Origin of the sequence: Vibrio sp. DW001, assembly GCF_029016285.1 — a bacterium.
Lineage (GTDB): Bacteria > Pseudomonadota > Gammaproteobacteria > Enterobacterales > Vibrionaceae > Vibrio.
In genome coordinates, this window is record NZ_CP091975.1 from 77,200 (window position 1) to 94,379 (window position 17,180).

Genomic DNA, 17,180 nt, shown 5'->3' on the forward strand with positions numbered 1-17,180 from the left:
TCTTATGAATATGAATAAAATTGTCGTTGCTTTATCTACTGTTCTGTTCGCTAGCACGGCTTTAGCTGCGGATATTAATATGAAATTTCAAAGTTCAAACTTTACCGGTGAACAAGTTTATACGGTTCAAAAAGCGTGGACTGATAACATTGAAAAAACAACTAATGGCAGAATAAAGATCGATCTTCTACCGTTAAACTCTGTACTGAAATCATCAGATATGCTTACTGGTGTTCGCAACAATATCATTGATGGTGCTATCGCGACTTCTGCTATGTACTCTGGTGAAGATCCTGGTTTTGGACTAATTGGTGATACGATATCTGCGTGGAACAGTGATGAAGATATCCTTAAATTTTATTACTTTGGTGGTGGTTTTGAAGTAGTAGATGAGATTTTCCAGAAGTACGGATCTAAACTTATTGGTGTATCTTTGACTGGAGCAGAATCATTGCCATCAAAGATAAAACTTGAAAAAGTTGAAGACTTCGAAGGTGTGAAAATGAGAGCACCATCTGGGCCAATCCAGAAGTTGTTTGCTCGCATGGGCGCATCACCAGTAGGCCTACCTGGTTCAGAAATCTATACTGCGTTAGAGAAAGGTATTATCGACGCTGCTGATTTCTCAACTTTTGCCAATAACCAAAAGCAAGGTGTTCATGGTATTGCTAAATACCCTATTTACCCAGGTATCCACTCTTCTCCTAGCGTACATATCATTATGAACCTTAAGAAGTGGGATGCATTGTCTGAAAATGATCAAGCGTTTATGGTTTCTTATTTCAAAGGCATGGCTCTAGATTCATTACTACAAGCTCACTACGAAGATCGAATTGCGTATGGCGAAGCAGTTAAACAAGGCGTGACACCAGTAGCTTGGAGTGAAGAAGAAATCGCTAAAGTAAGGGTTCATGCAAAAGAAATATGGAAAGAAATAGCTGACGATTCACCAATAGGTAAAATGTATTACGATACGTTAATTAAATACTTAGATTCTCAAGGTATGATGTAAGTCATAACAAAATAAAATATATATAACAGAATGTTCGGTTCTGTTATATATCGTATCAATAGGTTTATTATGGAAAATAATTTTATCGATAAAGTAGACTCTCTCTATATTAAAATAGGTGAGATCGTGTCAATATTTTTTCTTGTCGTTGTCTTAATTGGTTTTTTTGAAGTTGTCATGAGGTATGTATTTGACTCGCCTACTCTTTGGGTTCATGAAACAACAACATTTATAATAAGTTTGTCATTACTATATGGAGGTGTAGCTTGTTTTGCAGAAAACAAGCATATAGCGATGACATTTATACGTGAAAGGTTTAATGAAAAGATTCAATGGTATATGGCTCTTTTGGTTGAATTTTTGGTGTTTATATTTATGTCGATGTTGACGTACGGTTCTTATTGTGCGACTAGGGATGCATTTATTTCACCTTTTGGAACGTTTAAAATGCAAACATCGGGTTCGGTTTTAGACACCCCTTTCCCTGCGTTAAATAAAGGATTCTTCTTTATAACATGTATTATGATTCTATTTCTATCGGTCTTGCATATATACCGTCATATAAAAACACATAATAATTTATTTGATAATGCCTTAGTTGAGGATAGTAATAATGCTTAGTGTAATCGGAATCGGTGGCGGTACCGGACTCATATTCTTGTTTATGATTTTTCTCCTCTTTGTTGGGATGCCATTAGGGTTCTTGACAGGGATGGTTGCTTTAACTTTTTCATATCTGTGGTTTGATACAACTGCGTTAATGCAGATGGTTGCATCTCGTGTAACTGATTTTACTTCTTCTTATACGTTTGTTGCTGTCCCAATGTTTGTTTTGATGGCAACAATGTTAGATAAAACCGGCATTGCTAGGGATTTATACAATGCAATGCGAGTTATCGCCGGAAGGATAAAAGGTGGTATCGCGGTACAAAGCATGGTTGTTGCGGTTCTTTTAGCGTCTATGTCAGGCATCATTGGAGGAGAAACGGTTTTACTGGGAATGCTTGCACTCCCTCAAATGTTGCGCTTAGGCTACAATAAAAACTTAGCTATCGGAACGGTAGTTTCGGGAGGAGCTTTAGGTACAATGGTTCCGCCGAGTATTGTGCTTATCATCTATGGTATGACAGCGAATGTATCAATCGGTGACCTCTTTCTTGCATCTGTGCCTGCTGCATTGTTGCTTTCTACTTTATATATGGTTTATATAATAGCGCTTTGTCACATCTATCCTCATTATGGTCCAGCGATGGATATAGAGGAGATTTTAAGTCTTACCAAGGAAGATAAAAAACGGATTCTGATCGATATTGCTATCCCTGTTGCTATTGCGGGTTGGATATTAGGGAGCATTTATGGTGGTATTGCGTCTGTTACTGAATCTGCTTGTGTCGGTGTTATGGGTGTTGCCATCGCTGCTTGGCATCGTAAAGAGCTTACAAAAGAAGTTGTTTTTAGTGCTTTAAAACATACGATTAAAACCGTTGGTATGATCATATGGGTTGGTATTGGTGCAACCATGATTATAGGTGTTTATAATTTGATGGGTGGCGATCAATATATTGCAAGCTTATTTGCAAGCTTAGACGCTCCACCAATTTATACCATCCTAATTATGATGGGTATTCTACTTGTTCTTGGTATGTTCCTCGATTGGATTGGTGTTGCTATGCTAACTATGCCAATTTTTGTACCAATAATAACGGCGCTAGGGTATGACCCTATCTGGTTTGGTGTTTTATTCTGTGTGAACATGCAAGTTTCGTTCTTAAGCCCACCATTTGGACCAGCAGCATTCTATCTTAAAAGTGTCGCTCCAGAGGGTATTGAACTAACAGATATATTTAAATCGGTTTGGCCGTTTATTGGAATGCAATTAATAGTATTGGCTGCACTATTGATTTTCCCTGAATTTATAACAGTTTTGCTCTGAGGTTGAAATGACACAATTGATAAATGAATTAAGTGCATTAAAATTAGTGCCAGTAATAGTTATAGATTCTGCAGAAGATATATTACCAATAGGTAAGTTGCTTGTTGATAATGGTTTACCGATTGCTGAAATCACTTATCGGTCATCAGCAGCAGGTGAAGCGATAAGATTATTGAAGGATAATTTTCCAGGTATACTTATTGGTGCTGGTACTGTACTTAATAAAGAACAGGTGATGTCTGCAAAAGAGTCAGGGGCTGATTTTATAGTTTCTCCTGGCGTTAATGTAGAAACTATAGCGACTTGTCGTGAAGAAAATATAACAATAGTACCAGGGGTTAATAGCCCTTCGGATATAGAATTAGCACTAAACAATAATATATCGTTGGTCAAATATTTTCCGGCGGAAGCTTCTGGAGGCGTGACTATGTTGAAAGCTCTCCTTGGGCCTTACAATATGCTTAAAGTGATGCCAACAGGTGGCATCACGGCTGATAACATTCAAAGCTACTTAGATATAGATGCAGTTGTTGCATGCGGCGGCTCATGGATTGTAGATCGAAAGCTAATCCAAGATAAAGACTGGGGCAAATTAGATCAGTTAATTAAGGATGCTTGTGGCCAACTTAATGAGTGTGAATAACGAACTAGGTTGGATGAAGGCATAGTGTAGTTACATCTAAGGCTAGATATAATAATATTTAGCCTTAGATATTCGCAAACTTCTTGTTCTTAATTGTAGTGGTTAGTGGGACTTGACCATTACAATCTTTGCACGCGCCCTCATTTAAGGTTAAGAGTGACTGCTTGTGCTGTTATACAGAGAAGAATCTATTTTGATCACGACTTTATTTATAGGTTGTCCCCCTGACTTAGACACCATTGGGCGGTGCCATTCTCCTGGATAAAAAACGACAAATTCCCCCTCATTAAGTGTTACGGACTGTTCGTTATTTACGCTTTCGACAAATTCCACGTCATTGTCAAATTTTTTCCCATCCATAAAAGCACTCGTAGCTGGCTTTATTGCATAGGTAAGCGTTTCTTGTCCTGCGAGAACCAAATGTACATCAATATATGATCGATGTATTTCGATCTGTGAGTCGTCTAATGCCCTATCGTTATCGTGTACTTTAACAACAAAAAAATGGTCCTCATCGATTTTGGTCACACCGAGTTCTAGGCTTGACAATTCGAGCTTTAATGCACGAGAAATAAACTGATGAATGAGGTTATTGTTGTCTAATGAATGTATGTCAGAACAGTGCATATTAAACCTTTTATATGAGATAAATATTAATTATGTAGCCGGGCAAAACTCTATGATTTTACCATCATTAACTAAATAACAGTCCATGCCTGCTGCAATTGCAGCTTGTTTGCCTATCTTTGTATCTTCAAAGACAACACACTGATTTGCAGGTGTGTTGAGTTGTTGAGCGACGGAGAGAAAAGTGTCTGGAGAGGGCTTGTGGTTAACCACCTCATCAGAGGTAACTAATATCTCTACCATGGTTAGAATATCCGTCGTGTCCAAGATTTCTTTGGCATGCTTGCGTTGTGCGCCGGTGCCTATTCCAATTTTTTTCGTGAGGTAATTATCTTTTAGTATTTGATAAACCCCGGGAATAGTATCGCCTTTAAACGCAATAGATTCGAAGTTGGAAATTTTATCCTGAGTGATCAAATCTGCGTTTAGATCCAAATTGTAACGATTAATGATTTCAATCGTTACTTTTCTAGTTGGCATCCCCCCGAGTTGATTTAACCACTCTTTCTCATAAGGGATATCAAACGTTGTGCAGGTTTTTTCCCAAGCAGCAGCGTGCGCTATCATTGAGTTAATTAAGGTTCCATCTAAGTCAAAGATAATGCATTTATATTTGTCTAAATTCATATAAATAATTTTAGTACGTGTGCGATGGCGGGAAGTGTACATTTTTTATGCGCCATTTTTCCACATAATATTTCTGAAAAGAGACAATTTCTCTCTTCTATCTACCTTTCGACTCACGTTAATTATTCATTCTCATTTAAGAATGTATAGCTAAGCGGTTATCGTGAACATACTGACCAGAAAATTATTTTACAGTTTGTTAACAAATGAATTATTCAGTGATCCTCGTCTAAAAATCATCAAATCAACTTAACCTTACATTTAAATATCCAACTTAGATCTCGTTTTTCGGTTTTTTTTGCTGTTTGTTTAAAAATCAGTAACTTAGGTTTTACAGTGTGTCATTCGTCATAAAACTCCAACGACAATAGTGACAAAATTCGGAATTTGAACCATTATATATTCCGCATTACGGAATTCATCGGAGTAAAAATTATGCCATTGGTAACAACTGAAAAGCTTCAAGAAGAATATGAAAGAATTTTATTAGCTCGCGATATGAAGCCTGAAATGGCAACGAAGCTTGCTGCAGGTTTTGTCGAGATGGCAAACGAAGGTACTTACTCTCACGGTATTAACCGTTTTCCTGTATTCATAGATCAGGTAGATAAAGGCCAAATTAAATTAAATGAAGTACCTGAGTGTGTGAACAGCATGGGTGCTTTAGAGCAGTGGGACTGTAATTTTGGACCGGGTGTTTTAAACGGCCTTATTTGTTCAGAAAGAGCGATGGAACTTGCACGTGAGTTCGGTATTGGTATGGTCGGAATGCGTAATTCTAACCATTGGATGCGTGGTGGTGCCTATGTTCTAAAAATGGCTCGCGAAGGCTTTGCAGGTATAGCTTCAACCAACTCAATAGCAGTAATGCCAGCATGGGGTGGTAAAGACCACCGCGTAGGTTCAAACCCATTAATTATGGCTATCGCTGGTGACCCACCTGTTCTTGTGGATTGCTCTATGAGTCAGTATTCGTATGGTCAGTTACAAAATTATGTATTAGCAGACAAGCAGTTACCTGTAGTTGGTGGTTTTGACGACAATGGTGAATTGACAACCGATCCTCATATTTTGTGGGAAAATAAGCGTTTGCTACCAATGGGGTTCTGGAAAGGGTCGTCTATGGCAATCGTACTGGATATGATGTTGACGGCTATTACTGGCGGTAACTCGGTTCCTGCTTTAACGGAAGATATGGGCGGAGAATTTGGTGTTTCTCAATTTTTGATCGCTATCGACCTGAGTAGAACCATGGACAAAGGACGATATGCTCAAGAGATGAAACGTATTAGAGATTATGTCTTAGCTTCTGAGCCTGCAGAAACGGGTTCAGTAATGATTGCTGGTTCTGAGATTCAAAGTTTCATTGATAAGCATGAACAAGCGGGTGGCATAGAAATACATGATGAGATTTGGAATCAAATTACGTCATTGTAATTTAAGAGAAGTAGGAGAACTTTATGCAAAATAATATGCTAAAGGTATTTATGTGGATCTGGAAAAGCATCGATATTTTGATGGCTGTCATTTTGGCATTCATGGTCGTACTTGTATTTGTTAATGTGGTATTGCGCTATGGATTTTCTTCTGGTCTACGTCCTTCTGTCGAACTCTCTCGATTAGGTTTGGTTTGGGTGGTAATGCTTGGTGCTGCAGTCGTGCTGCGCCGAGGAGATCACTTAGCTGTTGCTGAGTTTTCTGAAAAATTACTTCCTAGAGCCGTCCCATTTTTAAGACGTATATGTTGGGTAATTATTACCGTATCGGTCGGCATGCTCTACATCGGTTCTTATCGACAAATGATGTCGAACTGGTCTGATATTTCACCATTAACGGGTCTTCCTTCATCATTGTTTTATATGGCTGGTGTCGTGTCGGGGCTATTGATGGGAGTGATTGCGGTGGTTCGTATTATTAACCCAAATTGGCTACTAGATAACGTAGACATGGAGAAACAGTAATGACTCTCGCGATATTCTTATCGGTATTAATTATCTCAATCCTATTGGGGCTACCTGTGGCATTTGCGCTGCTGTTGTCTTCAATGGCTTTGATGCTGCATATGGATTTCTTTAGTGCTGATATTCTTGCGCAATCTTTAATAAATGGTGTGGACAGCTTTACGCTCTTGGCCATTCCATTTTTCTTGATTGCTGGTGAGGTGATGTCATCTGGCGGACTGTCTACCCGTATCGTTCGCTTAGCTACAACCTATGTTGGGCATCGTCAAGGTGGCCTTGGATATGTCGCAATTTTGACATCGGTACTTTTGGCGGGATTATCTGGGTCTGCCGTTGCAGATGCTGCCGCGTTAGTTAGTATTCTTTATCCAATGATGAAGGCGGCTAAATACCCAGAAGCATCGTCAATGGGTCTGCTGGCATCCGGCGGTATTATCGCTCCGGTTATTCCACCTTCAATTCCATTGATTTTGGTTGGTGTGGCGGGTGGTATCTCTATCAAAAACTTGTTCCTTGGCGGGATTGTTCCTGGCTTGCTAATGGGCATGACGTTGATGTTCGTATGGAGAATGACCGTTCGTAAAGAGAATTTGGAAGTCTCAGAACGTGCAACGAAGGCTGAGAAACGTGCTGCGCTTAAAGATGGCATTTGGGCATTGTTTTTACCCGTTATCATCATTTTTGGTATTCGTCTTGGTATCTTTACGCCGACGGAAGCTGCGGTTGTTGCGGCGGTATACGCTATCGTTATATCTACGTTTATTTATCGTGAACTTACATTAAAAAGTTTCTACAAAATCTTATTGAATGCTGGCCGCTCTACCGCGATGGTTATGTTCCTTGTTGGTTGTGCAATGGTGGCTGCATGGTTGATTACGGTTGCTCAACTTCCTCAGCAATTAGCCGAGATGTTAGGGCCATTGGTTGACAGTCCACGCTTGTTAATGGCCGTTATCATGTTATTGGTGTTATGCGTTGGTATGGTTATGGATTTGAGTCCAACAATCTTAATCCTAGTACCGCTGTTAATGCCGATTGTCAAAATGGCAGGTATCGACCCAACGTATTTCGGTTTGATGTTTGTTATCAACTGTTCGATTGGTCTAATTACGCCTCCAGTAGGCACTGTTCTTAACGTGGTATGCGGCGTCGCTCGTGTGCCTATGTCTACAGCAGTAAAAGGTGTTTTACCGTTTATTGCTGCATATATGATGCTTTTAACACTATTTGTAATATTCCCAAGCATTATTACTGTGCCAATGTCTTTTGTCATTGGTTAACCCTCTAAGGAGAGAAAAATGAAGTCATTATTTAAAGTCGTAGGAATTGCATCGGCGGTCGCATTTAGCTCAACAGCTATGGCACAAACAACATTAAAGTTAGTGCACGCGGCTCCTGAATCAGATCTTCAACAAGACATGTCTTTGTTCTTTAAGAAAGAAGTTGAAGCTCGTTCAAATGGCGAAATTAAGATCAACATCTACCCACAGGGTCAGCTTGGCAATGACAAGCAGATGATTGACGGTTCACGTTCTGGCATCCTAGATATCGCGATGGTTGGCCTTAATAACTATTCTGGCCTACTACCAGAATCATCCGCTTTCACATTACCTTTTATGTTCCCTAATCGTGAAACGGCTTACAAAGTACTTGATGGTGCTCCAGGACAAGAAATCCTACAGAAAATGGAAAAATTTGGCCTGAAAGGACTTGGTTACCCAGAAAACGGTTACCGCAACATGACGAACAACGACAAGCCAATCCGCGTTCCTGCAGATGTTGAAGGCCTGCAAATGCGAGTCAATGGTTCAAAAGCACTGAATGATATGTTTAAAGAGTTAGGTGCTAACCCATTACAACTTCCTATTGCTGAACTATATACGGCATTGGAAACAGGTGTTGTTGATTCTCAAGACCATCCAATCGGTGTGACTTTGTCATTTAAGTTCTACGAAGTACAAAAGTATTTGAGCTTAACTCAGCACGCATACTCACCTCTTGTTCTTACTATGAATCTTAAGAAATTCAATAAGTTAAGTTCTGATGAGCAAAGTATTATTACTGACGTAGCGGCAGAAGCTGTTGCCATGCAACGTGAGCTTAGCATCGAGAAAGAAGACAAGATGATTGCTGAACTTGAAGCTGGCGGTATGGAAGTTAACCGTGACGTAGATGGTGCTGCATTCCAAAAGGCTATCGCGCCTGTATGGAAAGCATTCATTGAAGTAAACGGTGATGCAATGGTTAAGAAAATTGAAGCAGCAGCAAAATAAGCTGTCGCTAAATTGACATGTTGTCTGGCTGAAAAGCGAGGCAATATGTCAATTTCTAACCTTTATTAGCACCTTCATTTCACTCACAAATTCGGTAAAAATATTATGTACCAACAATTAAAAGAGCGTGTATTGGCGGCAAACCTTCAACTGCCCAAATATGGCCTTGTTACTTTCACTTGGGGTAATGTATCTGAAATTGATAGAGACAAGGGTGTTATTGCCATTAAGCCATCTGGTGTTGAATATGATGTCATGACGGTTGACGACATTGTAATTGTTGATTTAGATGGTCATCGTGTTGAAGGGAAACTTAATCCATCGAGTGATACGGCGACTCATATTGAGCTGTATAAAGCATTTACGTCCATTGGTGGAATTGTACACACCCATTCGCGCAATGCGACAGTTTGGGCGCAAGCAGGTTTGGATATACCCGCATTAGGTACGACTCACGCAGACTACTTTTACGGAGACGTTCCCTGTACTCGTCAACTTACAAGTGAAGAAATCCATACTGATTATGAAAAAAACACTGGTTTGGTGATAGTAGAAGAATTTCAGAAACGCAACATCGATTCAAAAGCGATGCCGGGTGCGATAATCGCAGGCCATGCTCCATTTACATGGGGGAAAGATGGCTTTGATGCGGTGCATAATGCTGTGGTAATGGAAGAAGTGGCAGCAATGGCAACAGCTACTCGCGCACTGAATGTGGATATAAAAATTAATCCTGAATTGTTGGATAAGCACTATAACCGTAAACACGGGAAAAATTCGTATTATGGTCAGAAATAGGGTGTAGAAATATGCACAAATTATTGGCATTAGATCTCGACGGGACAGTACTCAACTCGCAACACAGAATCAGTCCTGTATTAGTCGATACAATCAAAAATATCTCTCAGAAAGTCCCTGTTATTATTGTGACTGGACGACATCATGTTGCCGCTCAGCCTTATTATAAAGAGCTGGGTCTGCGTACGCCGATAATTTGTTGTAATGGTACCTATATGTTTGATTACGCGACTGACAGCGTAATCAGTGAAAACGCAATAGACAAAAATATCGCAGCTGATTTCATCTCAATATCAGATAAGCATGATTTGAAAATGGTGATGTATGTACGAGATGCGATGCTGTATTCGAATAAAAGACCCATTGCTTATATGGAAACGTTATCGCAATGGGCGAAGTCTTTCCCTGAAGGTTCTCAACCAAATATTCGGCGAGTAGATAATTTTTTCGATGAGTTAGACGCAACAGATTTCGTCTGGAAATTTGTTGTCGAGGGGGGCGATATTGATGGTTTCTCGAATATCGAATTTGTGAAAACGAATTTTAATGGAGAGCGTTCTTGGGTTGACCGAGTTGATTTCTCCGCGGCTGGTAACAGCAAAGGTAACGCTTTGTCTGGTTATGTGAAACAGCTTGGCGTGTCTTTAAATGAGTGCGTAGCGGTAGGAGACAATCATAACGATATCTCAATGCTAAAGTTAGTGGGGCTTGGTATCGCGATGCAGAATGCCGACCAAAAAGTAAAAGCTTCTGCGACGTTAGTGACTGAAAAGTCCCATGATGATGAGTTGGGATTATCGACACTTTTAAAAAGTCTATTTTTGTAGAGAATAATTATGTTAGTTGGAAATACACAAAAAAACTTACTTACCAAAACTTACCCTTTGGCGGTGCAAGATATTCTTCAATATTTAAATAGTCTTGACCAATCTTTATTAGAATTAGGGCGTCATGAATTGCCAAACTATGACCCTAAACAAGCGTGGTTTGTGGTTCTTGAGTATGAAAAAGAACCCATCTCCTGTTTTAAGCCAGAGGTCCACAAGCATCACTCTGACCTTCAGATTGTATTGCAAGGTTCTGAGACGATGGCATGGTCAATAGATACTGGTCATCATGTCAATGCAGAAGAATATAATAAAGACCGCGATCTCCAATTTTATCAATTTGAAAATATAAAACTCAATTATATCGAAGCATTACCGGGCTGCTTCTATCTGTTTACTCCCAATATCGTTCATATCACCAACATCCATGATGGGAACTCGCAACCTGTTCGAAAACTCGTCGTTAAAATCCATAATGATCTATTGGGAGCTTGTGAATGAATTTTTATATAGGAATAGACTCTGGTGGCACCTTTATGAAGGCGGCATTATTTGACGCTAAAGGTGTACAACATGGATTAGCAAGAGTGTCAGCCAAGGTGATTAATGACCGACAAGGCTGGGTTGAGAGAGATCTTGATGCACTATGGGAAAACGCCGTATCAGTTATAAAGCAACTTCTTGCAAGCACTCACGTTGACGTAAGTTTGATCAAGGGTATTAGTATTTCGGCGCAAGGGAAAGGTGCGTATTTACTTGATAAGTCTGGAGACAATCTAGGTTATGGCATTATGTCATCGGATTCTCGTTCTCTGCCTATTGTTAAACAATGGTTGGAGCAAGGTTTAGCTCAAGAAACCTACCCCATTACATTGCAGACATTATGGACAGGACACCCGGTCTCTATTATTCGTTGGATTAAAGAAAATGACGCTGAGCGTTATGCGAATATTGGTTCAATTATGATGGCGCATGATTACCTACGTTACCGGCTTACGGGCGAAATTGGTGCTGAGATCACCAATATGTCAGAAAGTAATTTTTTCAATTCTATCAGAGGTTGTTACGACCGAGAACTGCTCAAGAAATTCGGTATTGAGGAAGTTTGGGAAGCGCTTCCTCCCATTGTTAATCCTCAACAACAAGCCGGTATGGTGACCAAGAAAGTAGCGGATGAAACAGGTTTAGCAGCAGGTACGGCAGTATTTGGCGGGCTATTTGACGTGGTTTCAACGGCAATTTGTTCCGGTATTAACTCTTCAGTTGATACGCTTAACTATGTCATGGGTACGTGGTCAGTAACCTCTGGAATTACCAAAGAAGTCACCAAAGAAGAACACAATTTTGTTTATGGTCATTATGCAGTAGATGGGGAATACATCATTCATGAAGCAAGTCCAACTTCTGCTGGTAACTATGAGTGGTTTGCCGATTATCTAGGCGAAGATGGTCAATTAAATCATGTTGAGAATCAATCTCTGGTAGAAGGGTTAAAGCCGGCTGATAGCAGTATTTACTTTGTGCCATTTTTATATGGATCAAATCAAGGGTTAGGACTTAAATCTGGCTTCTATGGTTTGCAGTCCCACCATACCAAAGGCCACTTGATACAAGCTATTTGGGAAGGAATATTATTTTGCCATAACATTCATTTAGAGCGAATGCGAATACGCTTTCCAAAAGCGGAAATATTGAAAGTAACCGGTGGGCCAGCATCAAGTCCTGTTTGGATGCAAATGTTAGCGGACCTAACCGGAATGACGGTAGAGATCTCAAATGTAGATGAAACGGGTTCACTCGGCGCGGCAATGGTTGCCATGGTAGGTGCTGGTGAGTTTGATTCTGTGGATGAGTGTGGGCAAACGTTAGCGGTCGCTTCTTCTCGTGTTTATCCTAATAAAGATAACTACGAGAGCTATCAAAATAAATACAAAAATTATCAGCGCTTGGTTCAACTATTTAAGCAATTTGAGGAAGAGATGAATGTCTAAACCATTATTGCAGATGGCACTCGATGCCACTGACATTGAAACAGCACTTGCCTCTGTAGAATTGGTGGCTGATAAGCTGGATGTGATCGAAATTGGAACCATTCTAGCCTTTGCTCATGGTGTGGATAGCGTTCGAATTATAAGAGAGAAATACCCTAATCATATTATCGTCTGTGATATGAAGATAACCGATGCAAGCGCGATATTGTCTCGGCTAGCAATGGAAGCTGGTGCTAATTGGGTTACGGTCAGTGCCGCAGCGCATATTGAAACTATCCGCGCGGCCAAAAAAGTAACCGATGAGTTTGATGGTGAAGTTCAGATTGAACTCTATGGTCACTGGACCATGGAAGATGCCAAAAGTTGGGTTGCTATGGGGATAACGCAGGCCATCTATCATCGCTCACGAGATGCTGAACTCGCAGGAGTGAATTGGACCAATGAAGATCTGAATAAGATGCAAGAATTGTCTGATATAGGCATTGAACTCTCTATCACTGGTGGTATTGTGCCAGAAGACCTGCATTTATTTAAAGATTTGTCCGCCAAGTCATTTATAGCTGGTAGAGCTCTAGCGGGTGAAAACGGGAAAAAAATAGCAGAGTATTTTCATAATGAAATTGAAAAACACTGGTAAAAAATATGAGTGAACAAATTAAATCCTTATCCAAAGCACTAACGGTTTTAGAATTTTTGGGTGGTTTCCCAAATGGTATTTCATTACAAAAAATCTCAGAAGGAACAGGTTTTAATAAATCGTCTACCCATCGAATTTTGGCGACATTTGAAGCTTCTGGGTATGTAGCTCAGTTGAACTCGGGGAAAGAATATCGATTGACGATGAAGCTTGTCCATTTAGGACATACAGCAATAAATTCGGATGTGACTGGCGCAGTAAAACCTTACTTAGGTGAATTGTTGGATGATGTTAATGAAACGGTTAATTTCTTATCGTTTGATTCTGACAATATTATCTTCAAGGATAAATTTGAGCCTGCTGATGCTTCATTTCGAACCCGTACTTATGTTGGATTACATTCACCAATGTATTGTTCAGCAGCGGGTAAGTGCTATTTAGCATTCTGCTCTGATCTTGCTAGAGAAGCGTACTGGCAGAGAAACGTCAGCACAATGAAGCCACTGACAGAAAATACAATTTTAGATAAAAAGCAATTCTTAGACGTTTTAGATGAAATCAGAGAACGTGGATATGCATTAGATGATGAAGAAAATGAAGCAGGAATTTCATGTGTAGCGGTTCCTGTTTTTGATAAAAATAAGGCTCCGGTATACGCGGTTAGTGTCTCTTCTTTAACGCCAAAAATGAAGCAAGTTGGATATGAATTGTTGGCAGAGAAAATTCAGAGCATCACCAAGCGTATCGAGCAGCAACTCTTTTAAGGATAGAGAATGTTTGATTCCAAAAACAAATTTAGATTAGGTATCTATGAAAAAGCGATGCCAACGTCATTGACTTGGGAAGAAAGATTGCAGCATGCGAAAAACGCGGGCTTCGATTTTGTCGAAATTTCTGTAGATGAAACGGATGAACGTCAAGCTCGATTGGATTGGTCAGACGATGAAATCTATGACCTGCGCCGTTTGTGTGAGAAGCATAGTATGCCGTTGCAATCTATGTGTTTGAGTGCTCATCGAAAATTCCCATTCGGCTCAATGGACGAAGAAGTTAGAGAAAAGTCTTTAGTTATCATGCAAAAGGCAATCTCTCTTTCTTATAAACTCGGCATCCGTTGTATTCAAATGGCCGGTTATGATGTCTATTACGAACCTCAGTCTGAAAAAACACACGCTCGATTTGTTGATGGTATGAAGCAGGCTGCGAAGATGGCCGAACGTGCAGGCATTATGTTGGGCGTAGAGATTATGGATACACCGTATCTAAATTCCTTGAGCAAGTTTGAAGTATTGAAGCGTGAAATACCATCACCTTATTTCATGGCATATCCCGATGTGGGTAACATTACTGGTTGGAATTATGATGTGTGTACTGAGCTGAAGTTGAGCCGAGATCATATCGTACAAATCCATTTGAAAGACACGTTGCGTGTATCAGAGACATGTAAGGGTCAGTTCAGAGATCTTGTCATAGGTGAAGGACAGGTTGATTTTCATTCGATATTTAAAACCTTGGTGGATATTGACTACAGTGCACCGCTGGTGATAGAGATGTGGGCTCAAAACGACAACTGGTTAGATGAGATTAAAGAAGCGAAGAATAAAATCCAGACTATTGCGAATAGTGTTGGCTTCGAGCTCTAAATGACAACAAGACATACCCTAAGTCATTGGCGTTGTCGTGAGGCGGCAAACGGGCGAGACTCGTGAGCCTAGGCAATGGATATCGCTGGATCGCTATTGCCGCCAATAACGATATTGCGTTAGGCACGACGGGTATGAAGCACTATAAAGCAGAAAAACGCAGTCTGTAATCAATTTGAAACGCAACCTTAAGAGAGTCATAACATGACCATTGTAAGAACGGCATTTTTTGAAGCGGAATTAACTGAAGCACAAAAACAAGATTTCTATCAGTACATGGAAAAAGAAGTGGTACCAATTATTCGGACATTTCCTAATAACCAAGGTGTCGTGGTTAATAGGCCTGAAATGATAGAAGCAGAAAGTCAGAAAAACTTATTGTTGATGATGCAACACAGCTATGAAAATCAATCGGTGATGGAATCTGCATTGGATTCTGATGCAAGGTTAGCTAGCATGCATGCGACCAAAGTTATTATTGAAAAATACGATATCAAAGTGCATCACATTAACTTTATTCGTGATTAAGCAAAGATTTAACACCAAAAAGCAGAAGCATGTGAAGTGCCTTCTGCTTTTTTTTGACCTGAATGTGAGGTTCTAGATTGATTAGGTTCAAAAATCGAGATTCAGCCCTAACGCTATTATCATCTGTTTTTTTTATATGGGGTTTTATTACTGTAGCCAGTAATTCTTTAATTCCTCATTATAAACAATTGTTTAATCTGGATTATCAGACGGTAATGCTTTTTCTCATGTCATTTTTTATTACACGGATAGTGACTTCATTACCCATTTCATTTTTGATGGAAAAAATAGGCTATAAAAGAACGCTAAAGTATTGCCTATATTGGTGCTTTCTCGGCTGCTTAGCGATGGCCTATTTTGTCCAGACAGAAACGTTGACCTTGACGTTGCTCGGCATTTTACTTATGGCATCTGGGATATCTTCTATCCAAGTAGTGAGTTCTCCCTATGTATCGTTGCTTTCGACACCAGATCAAAGCATGCGTAGGCAAAGTATTGCAACAGCGTCCAATTCCATTGGAACCGTTTTAGGTCCGGTTGTGTTGAGCTCAATTATCCTCATTGCAAGTACCTTAGGGCTTGTGAATACAGGGCAACAAATTTCCATATTGTTTTTAGTTATCGCCGTCTATTTTTTAGGATTGATAATCTGTTTTAGAGCGATTGAGTTACCTGATATTAGACCGAGTGCTAGGATTGGGTTTTTTAGTGGGTTCTTCATTTTATTAAAGCGACCACGTTTTTTGAAAATAGCGGCCGTACTTCTGTTATATGTTGGGATGGAAGTGTGTTTTGGTACTTTTACGATTACTTATTTAGCAGATGAACAATTTGGTGGGTTAGGGTTAGTACGAGCGACGCAGTTTATTGCGCTTTATTGGGCATGGATGTTTTTTGGGCGGTTTGCTTTTGCAAAATACGGACATCGAGCTCATAGCTTTCGTCTATTCACTATTATGTGTCTACTGGCGATTGTGGTTTGTTTGATTGCGACACAGGTAACAAGTGTATTTGTGGGGTATTTGATGATAATGGTGGGTCTGTTTAATTCCGTTCTTTATCCCATTATATATGCACAAGCACTTCGTGCGTCAGGAAGCTATAACTCTCAAGGTGCGGCGATACTTATTATGTGCACAATGGGGGGGGCTATCTTGCCTTTGATACAGGCCATTGGCATAGATAAGTATGGTTTGAGTACCAGTTATTGGATACCCGCAATAAGCTATGTCATTATGATTGGGCTGTTTAGAGGAAACCTAAAGAATCAGACATAATGATGTGGTAGGGGATGATTATTTACAATAATCCATTTTCGATTGCTTTAAACCGTAAATGATTAGACCCAAGCTGACGCTAATAATAAGGTAATTACCGCCAACACAACGGACATTTTAGTAAAGAACAATACTTCATTTGCTGCCGATGATAATAGGCGGTTAAGTGAGCTTGTTGCTGTCATCGTATGGTTTGTTAAGATTGTCGTATTCATGTATATATTCCAATTAAATGTGATTTGAGTCACATTATGATCGAAAGCGTGATTGCGGTCAAGCTAATGGCGTCATTACAGATGCAAAGGTAATCAAGTAACAAATCAAATTTATTCGTATAAGTGAAAATTTTGTAAGGTTATGTATTTTCTTTGTATACAGCTCTCTATACGGTATTGAAACTCTA

Annotated in this window: 20 protein-coding genes; 17 read left to right on the forward strand and 3 right to left on the reverse strand. The window is 39.8% G+C overall.

All coding sequences use genetic code 11. From position 1 onward, the window contains the following. Positions 1–4 precede the first annotated feature (4 nt). The 4 genes from L3V77_RS00350 (at position 5) to L3V77_RS00365 (ending at position 3,588) form a co-directional block, all read left to right on the forward strand. Positions 5–1,012 (forward strand): TRAP transporter substrate-binding protein, encoded by a 1,008-nt coding sequence (locus L3V77_RS00350; RefSeq protein ID WP_275135259.1) that lies wholly within the window; start codon positions 5–7, stop codon positions 1,010–1,012. Between the two features lie 69 nt (positions 1,013–1,081). Then, the gene (locus L3V77_RS00355) at positions 1,082–1,633 is read left to right on the forward strand and encodes a TRAP transporter small permease (protein ID WP_275135260.1); all 552 of its coding nucleotides are present in this window, start codon (positions 1,082–1,084) and stop codon (positions 1,631–1,633) included. Next, positions 1,626–2,945 (forward strand): TRAP transporter large permease subunit, encoded by a 1,320-nt coding sequence (locus tag L3V77_RS00360; RefSeq protein ID WP_275135261.1) that lies wholly within the window; start codon positions 1,626–1,628, stop codon positions 2,943–2,945. Before L3V77_RS00355 ends, L3V77_RS00360 begins: the two co-directional genes overlap by 8 nt. A 7-nt stretch (positions 2,946–2,952) precedes the next feature. After that, positions 2,953–3,588: a bifunctional 4-hydroxy-2-oxoglutarate aldolase/2-dehydro-3-deoxy-phosphogluconate aldolase gene (locus tag L3V77_RS00365; protein ID WP_275135262.1), complete on the forward strand. Its 636-nt coding sequence runs from the start codon at positions 2,953–2,955 to the stop codon at positions 3,586–3,588. Positions 3,589–3,738: 150 nt separating this feature from the next. On the opposite strand, the gene L3V77_RS00370 is transcribed toward L3V77_RS00365, so the two are convergent. Together L3V77_RS00370 and L3V77_RS00375 are read right to left on the reverse strand one after the other, a co-directional pair. Then, the gene (locus tag L3V77_RS00370) at positions 3,739–4,215 is read right to left on the reverse strand and encodes a YhcH/YjgK/YiaL family protein (protein ID WP_275135263.1); all 477 of its coding nucleotides are present in this window, start codon (positions 4,213–4,215) and stop codon (positions 3,739–3,741) included. A 30-nt stretch (positions 4,216–4,245) separates the two neighbouring features. After that, entirely contained in the window at positions 4,246–4,842 is a 597-nt protein-coding gene (locus L3V77_RS00375) for an HAD-IA family hydrolase (RefSeq protein ID WP_275135264.1), read from the reverse strand. A gap of 435 nt (positions 4,843–5,277) precedes the next feature. Here L3V77_RS00375 and yiaK point away from each other — a divergent pair, with 435 nt between their 5' ends. The 13 genes from yiaK (at position 5,278) to L3V77_RS00440 (ending at position 16,777) form a co-directional block, all read left to right on the forward strand. Further along, complete coding sequence (yiaK, locus tag L3V77_RS00380) at positions 5,278–6,279, forward strand: 3-dehydro-L-gulonate 2-dehydrogenase (protein ID WP_275135265.1); 1,002 nt, start codon at positions 5,278–5,280, stop codon at positions 6,277–6,279. Between the two features lie 23 nt (positions 6,280–6,302). Next, positions 6,303–6,803, forward strand: coding sequence for a TRAP transporter small permease (locus tag L3V77_RS00385; RefSeq protein ID WP_229638079.1), 501 nt, complete (start codon positions 6,303–6,305; stop codon positions 6,801–6,803). Further along, positions 6,803–8,083: a TRAP transporter large permease subunit gene (locus L3V77_RS00390; protein ID WP_195704810.1), complete on the forward strand. Its 1,281-nt coding sequence runs from the start codon at positions 6,803–6,805 to the stop codon at positions 8,081–8,083. The genes L3V77_RS00385 and L3V77_RS00390 overlap by 1 nt, the downstream gene beginning before the upstream one ends. An 18-nt stretch (positions 8,084–8,101) precedes the next feature. Next, positions 8,102–9,076 carry a DctP family TRAP transporter solute-binding subunit gene (locus L3V77_RS00395; RefSeq protein ID WP_275135268.1) on the forward strand — a complete coding sequence of 325 codons (975 nt, stop codon included), beginning with the start codon at positions 8,102–8,104 and terminating at the stop codon, positions 9,074–9,076. A gap of 105 nt (positions 9,077–9,181) precedes the next feature. Next, the gene (locus tag L3V77_RS00400) at positions 9,182–9,874 is read left to right on the forward strand and encodes an L-ribulose-5-phosphate 4-epimerase (protein WP_275135269.1); all 693 of its coding nucleotides are present in this window, start codon (positions 9,182–9,184) and stop codon (positions 9,872–9,874) included. 11 nt (positions 9,875–9,885) lie between these two features. After that, positions 9,886–10,701, forward strand: coding sequence for a Cof-type HAD-IIB family hydrolase (locus L3V77_RS00405; RefSeq protein ID WP_275135270.1), 816 nt, complete (start codon positions 9,886–9,888; stop codon positions 10,699–10,701). A 9-nt stretch (positions 10,702–10,710) separates the two neighbouring features. Continuing rightward, positions 10,711–11,202 carry a YhcH/YjgK/YiaL family protein gene (locus L3V77_RS00410; protein ID WP_275135271.1) on the forward strand — a complete coding sequence of 164 codons (492 nt, stop codon included), beginning with the start codon at positions 10,711–10,713 and terminating at the stop codon, positions 11,200–11,202. After that, positions 11,199–12,692: an FGGY-family carbohydrate kinase gene (locus L3V77_RS00415; RefSeq protein ID WP_275135272.1), complete on the forward strand. Its 1,494-nt coding sequence runs from the start codon at positions 11,199–11,201 to the stop codon at positions 12,690–12,692. The genes L3V77_RS00410 and L3V77_RS00415 overlap by 4 nt, the downstream gene beginning before the upstream one ends. After that, the gene (locus L3V77_RS00420; RefSeq protein ID WP_275135273.1) at positions 12,685–13,329 is read left to right on the forward strand and encodes a 3-keto-L-gulonate-6-phosphate decarboxylase UlaD; all 645 of its coding nucleotides are present in this window, start codon (positions 12,685–12,687) and stop codon (positions 13,327–13,329) included. Before L3V77_RS00415 ends, L3V77_RS00420 begins: the two co-directional genes overlap by 8 nt. A 5-nt stretch (positions 13,330–13,334) precedes the next feature. Continuing rightward, on the forward strand, positions 13,335–14,093 hold the full coding sequence (locus tag L3V77_RS00425) for an IclR family transcriptional regulator (protein WP_195704817.1): 759 nt from the start codon (positions 13,335–13,337) through the stop codon (positions 14,091–14,093). A gap of 9 nt (positions 14,094–14,102) precedes the next feature. Next, on the forward strand, positions 14,103–14,972 hold the full coding sequence (locus L3V77_RS00430; RefSeq protein ID WP_195704818.1) for an L-ribulose-5-phosphate 3-epimerase: 870 nt from the start codon (positions 14,103–14,105) through the stop codon (positions 14,970–14,972). A gap of 204 nt (positions 14,973–15,176) precedes the next feature. Further along, on the forward strand, positions 15,177–15,500 hold the full coding sequence (locus L3V77_RS00435) for a hypothetical protein (RefSeq protein ID WP_275135274.1): 324 nt from the start codon (positions 15,177–15,179) through the stop codon (positions 15,498–15,500). 77 nt (positions 15,501–15,577) lie between these two features. Next, positions 15,578–16,777 carry an MFS transporter gene (locus L3V77_RS00440; RefSeq protein WP_275135275.1) on the forward strand — a complete coding sequence of 400 codons (1,200 nt, stop codon included), beginning with the start codon at positions 15,578–15,580 and terminating at the stop codon, positions 16,775–16,777. A gap of 62 nt (positions 16,778–16,839) precedes the next feature. On the opposite strand, the gene L3V77_RS00445 is transcribed toward L3V77_RS00440, so the two are convergent. Next, on the reverse strand, positions 16,840–16,992 hold the full coding sequence (locus tag L3V77_RS00445) for a hypothetical protein (RefSeq protein ID WP_275135276.1): 153 nt from the start codon (positions 16,990–16,992) through the stop codon (positions 16,840–16,842). Positions 16,993–17,180 lie beyond the last annotated feature (188 nt).

Excerpts from the sequence above, each read along its gene's own strand:
- L3V77_RS00350 (WP_275135259.1), top strand. The coding sequence starts at position 5 with ATGAATATGAATAAAATTGTCGTTGCTTTATCTACTGTTCTGTTCGCT.
- L3V77_RS00355 (WP_275135260.1), top strand. The coding sequence starts at position 1,082 with ATGGAAAATAATTTTATCGATAAAGTAGACTCTCTCTATATTAAAATA.
- L3V77_RS00360 (WP_275135261.1), top strand. The coding sequence starts at position 1,626 with ATGCTTAGTGTAATCGGAATCGGTGGCGGTACCGGACTCATATTCTTG.
- L3V77_RS00365 (WP_275135262.1), top strand. The coding sequence starts at position 2,953 with ATGACACAATTGATAAATGAATTAAGTGCATTAAAATTAGTGCCAGTA.
- L3V77_RS00370 (WP_275135263.1), bottom strand. The coding sequence starts at position 4,215 with ATGCACTGTTCTGACATACATTCATTAGACAACAATAACCTCATTCAT.
- L3V77_RS00375 (WP_275135264.1), bottom strand. The coding sequence starts at position 4,842 with ATGAATTTAGACAAATATAAATGCATTATCTTTGACTTAGATGGAACC.
- yiaK (WP_275135265.1), top strand. The coding sequence starts at position 5,278 with ATGCCATTGGTAACAACTGAAAAGCTTCAAGAAGAATATGAAAGAATT.
- L3V77_RS00385 (WP_229638079.1), top strand. The coding sequence starts at position 6,303 with ATGCAAAATAATATGCTAAAGGTATTTATGTGGATCTGGAAAAGCATC.
- L3V77_RS00390 (WP_195704810.1), top strand. The coding sequence starts at position 6,803 with ATGACTCTCGCGATATTCTTATCGGTATTAATTATCTCAATCCTATTG.
- L3V77_RS00395 (WP_275135268.1), top strand. The coding sequence starts at position 8,102 with ATGAAGTCATTATTTAAAGTCGTAGGAATTGCATCGGCGGTCGCATTT.
- L3V77_RS00400 (WP_275135269.1), top strand. The coding sequence starts at position 9,182 with ATGTACCAACAATTAAAAGAGCGTGTATTGGCGGCAAACCTTCAACTG.
- L3V77_RS00405 (WP_275135270.1), top strand. The coding sequence starts at position 9,886 with ATGCACAAATTATTGGCATTAGATCTCGACGGGACAGTACTCAACTCG.
- L3V77_RS00410 (WP_275135271.1), top strand. The coding sequence starts at position 10,711 with ATGTTAGTTGGAAATACACAAAAAAACTTACTTACCAAAACTTACCCT.
- L3V77_RS00415 (WP_275135272.1), top strand. The coding sequence starts at position 11,199 with ATGAATTTTTATATAGGAATAGACTCTGGTGGCACCTTTATGAAGGCG.
- L3V77_RS00420 (WP_275135273.1), top strand. The coding sequence starts at position 12,685 with ATGTCTAAACCATTATTGCAGATGGCACTCGATGCCACTGACATTGAA.
- L3V77_RS00425 (WP_195704817.1), top strand. The coding sequence starts at position 13,335 with ATGAGTGAACAAATTAAATCCTTATCCAAAGCACTAACGGTTTTAGAA.
- L3V77_RS00430 (WP_195704818.1), top strand. The coding sequence starts at position 14,103 with ATGTTTGATTCCAAAAACAAATTTAGATTAGGTATCTATGAAAAAGCG.
- L3V77_RS00435 (WP_275135274.1), top strand. The coding sequence starts at position 15,177 with ATGACCATTGTAAGAACGGCATTTTTTGAAGCGGAATTAACTGAAGCA.
- L3V77_RS00445 (WP_275135276.1), bottom strand. The coding sequence starts at position 16,992 with ATGAATACGACAATCTTAACAAACCATACGATGACAGCAACAAGCTCA.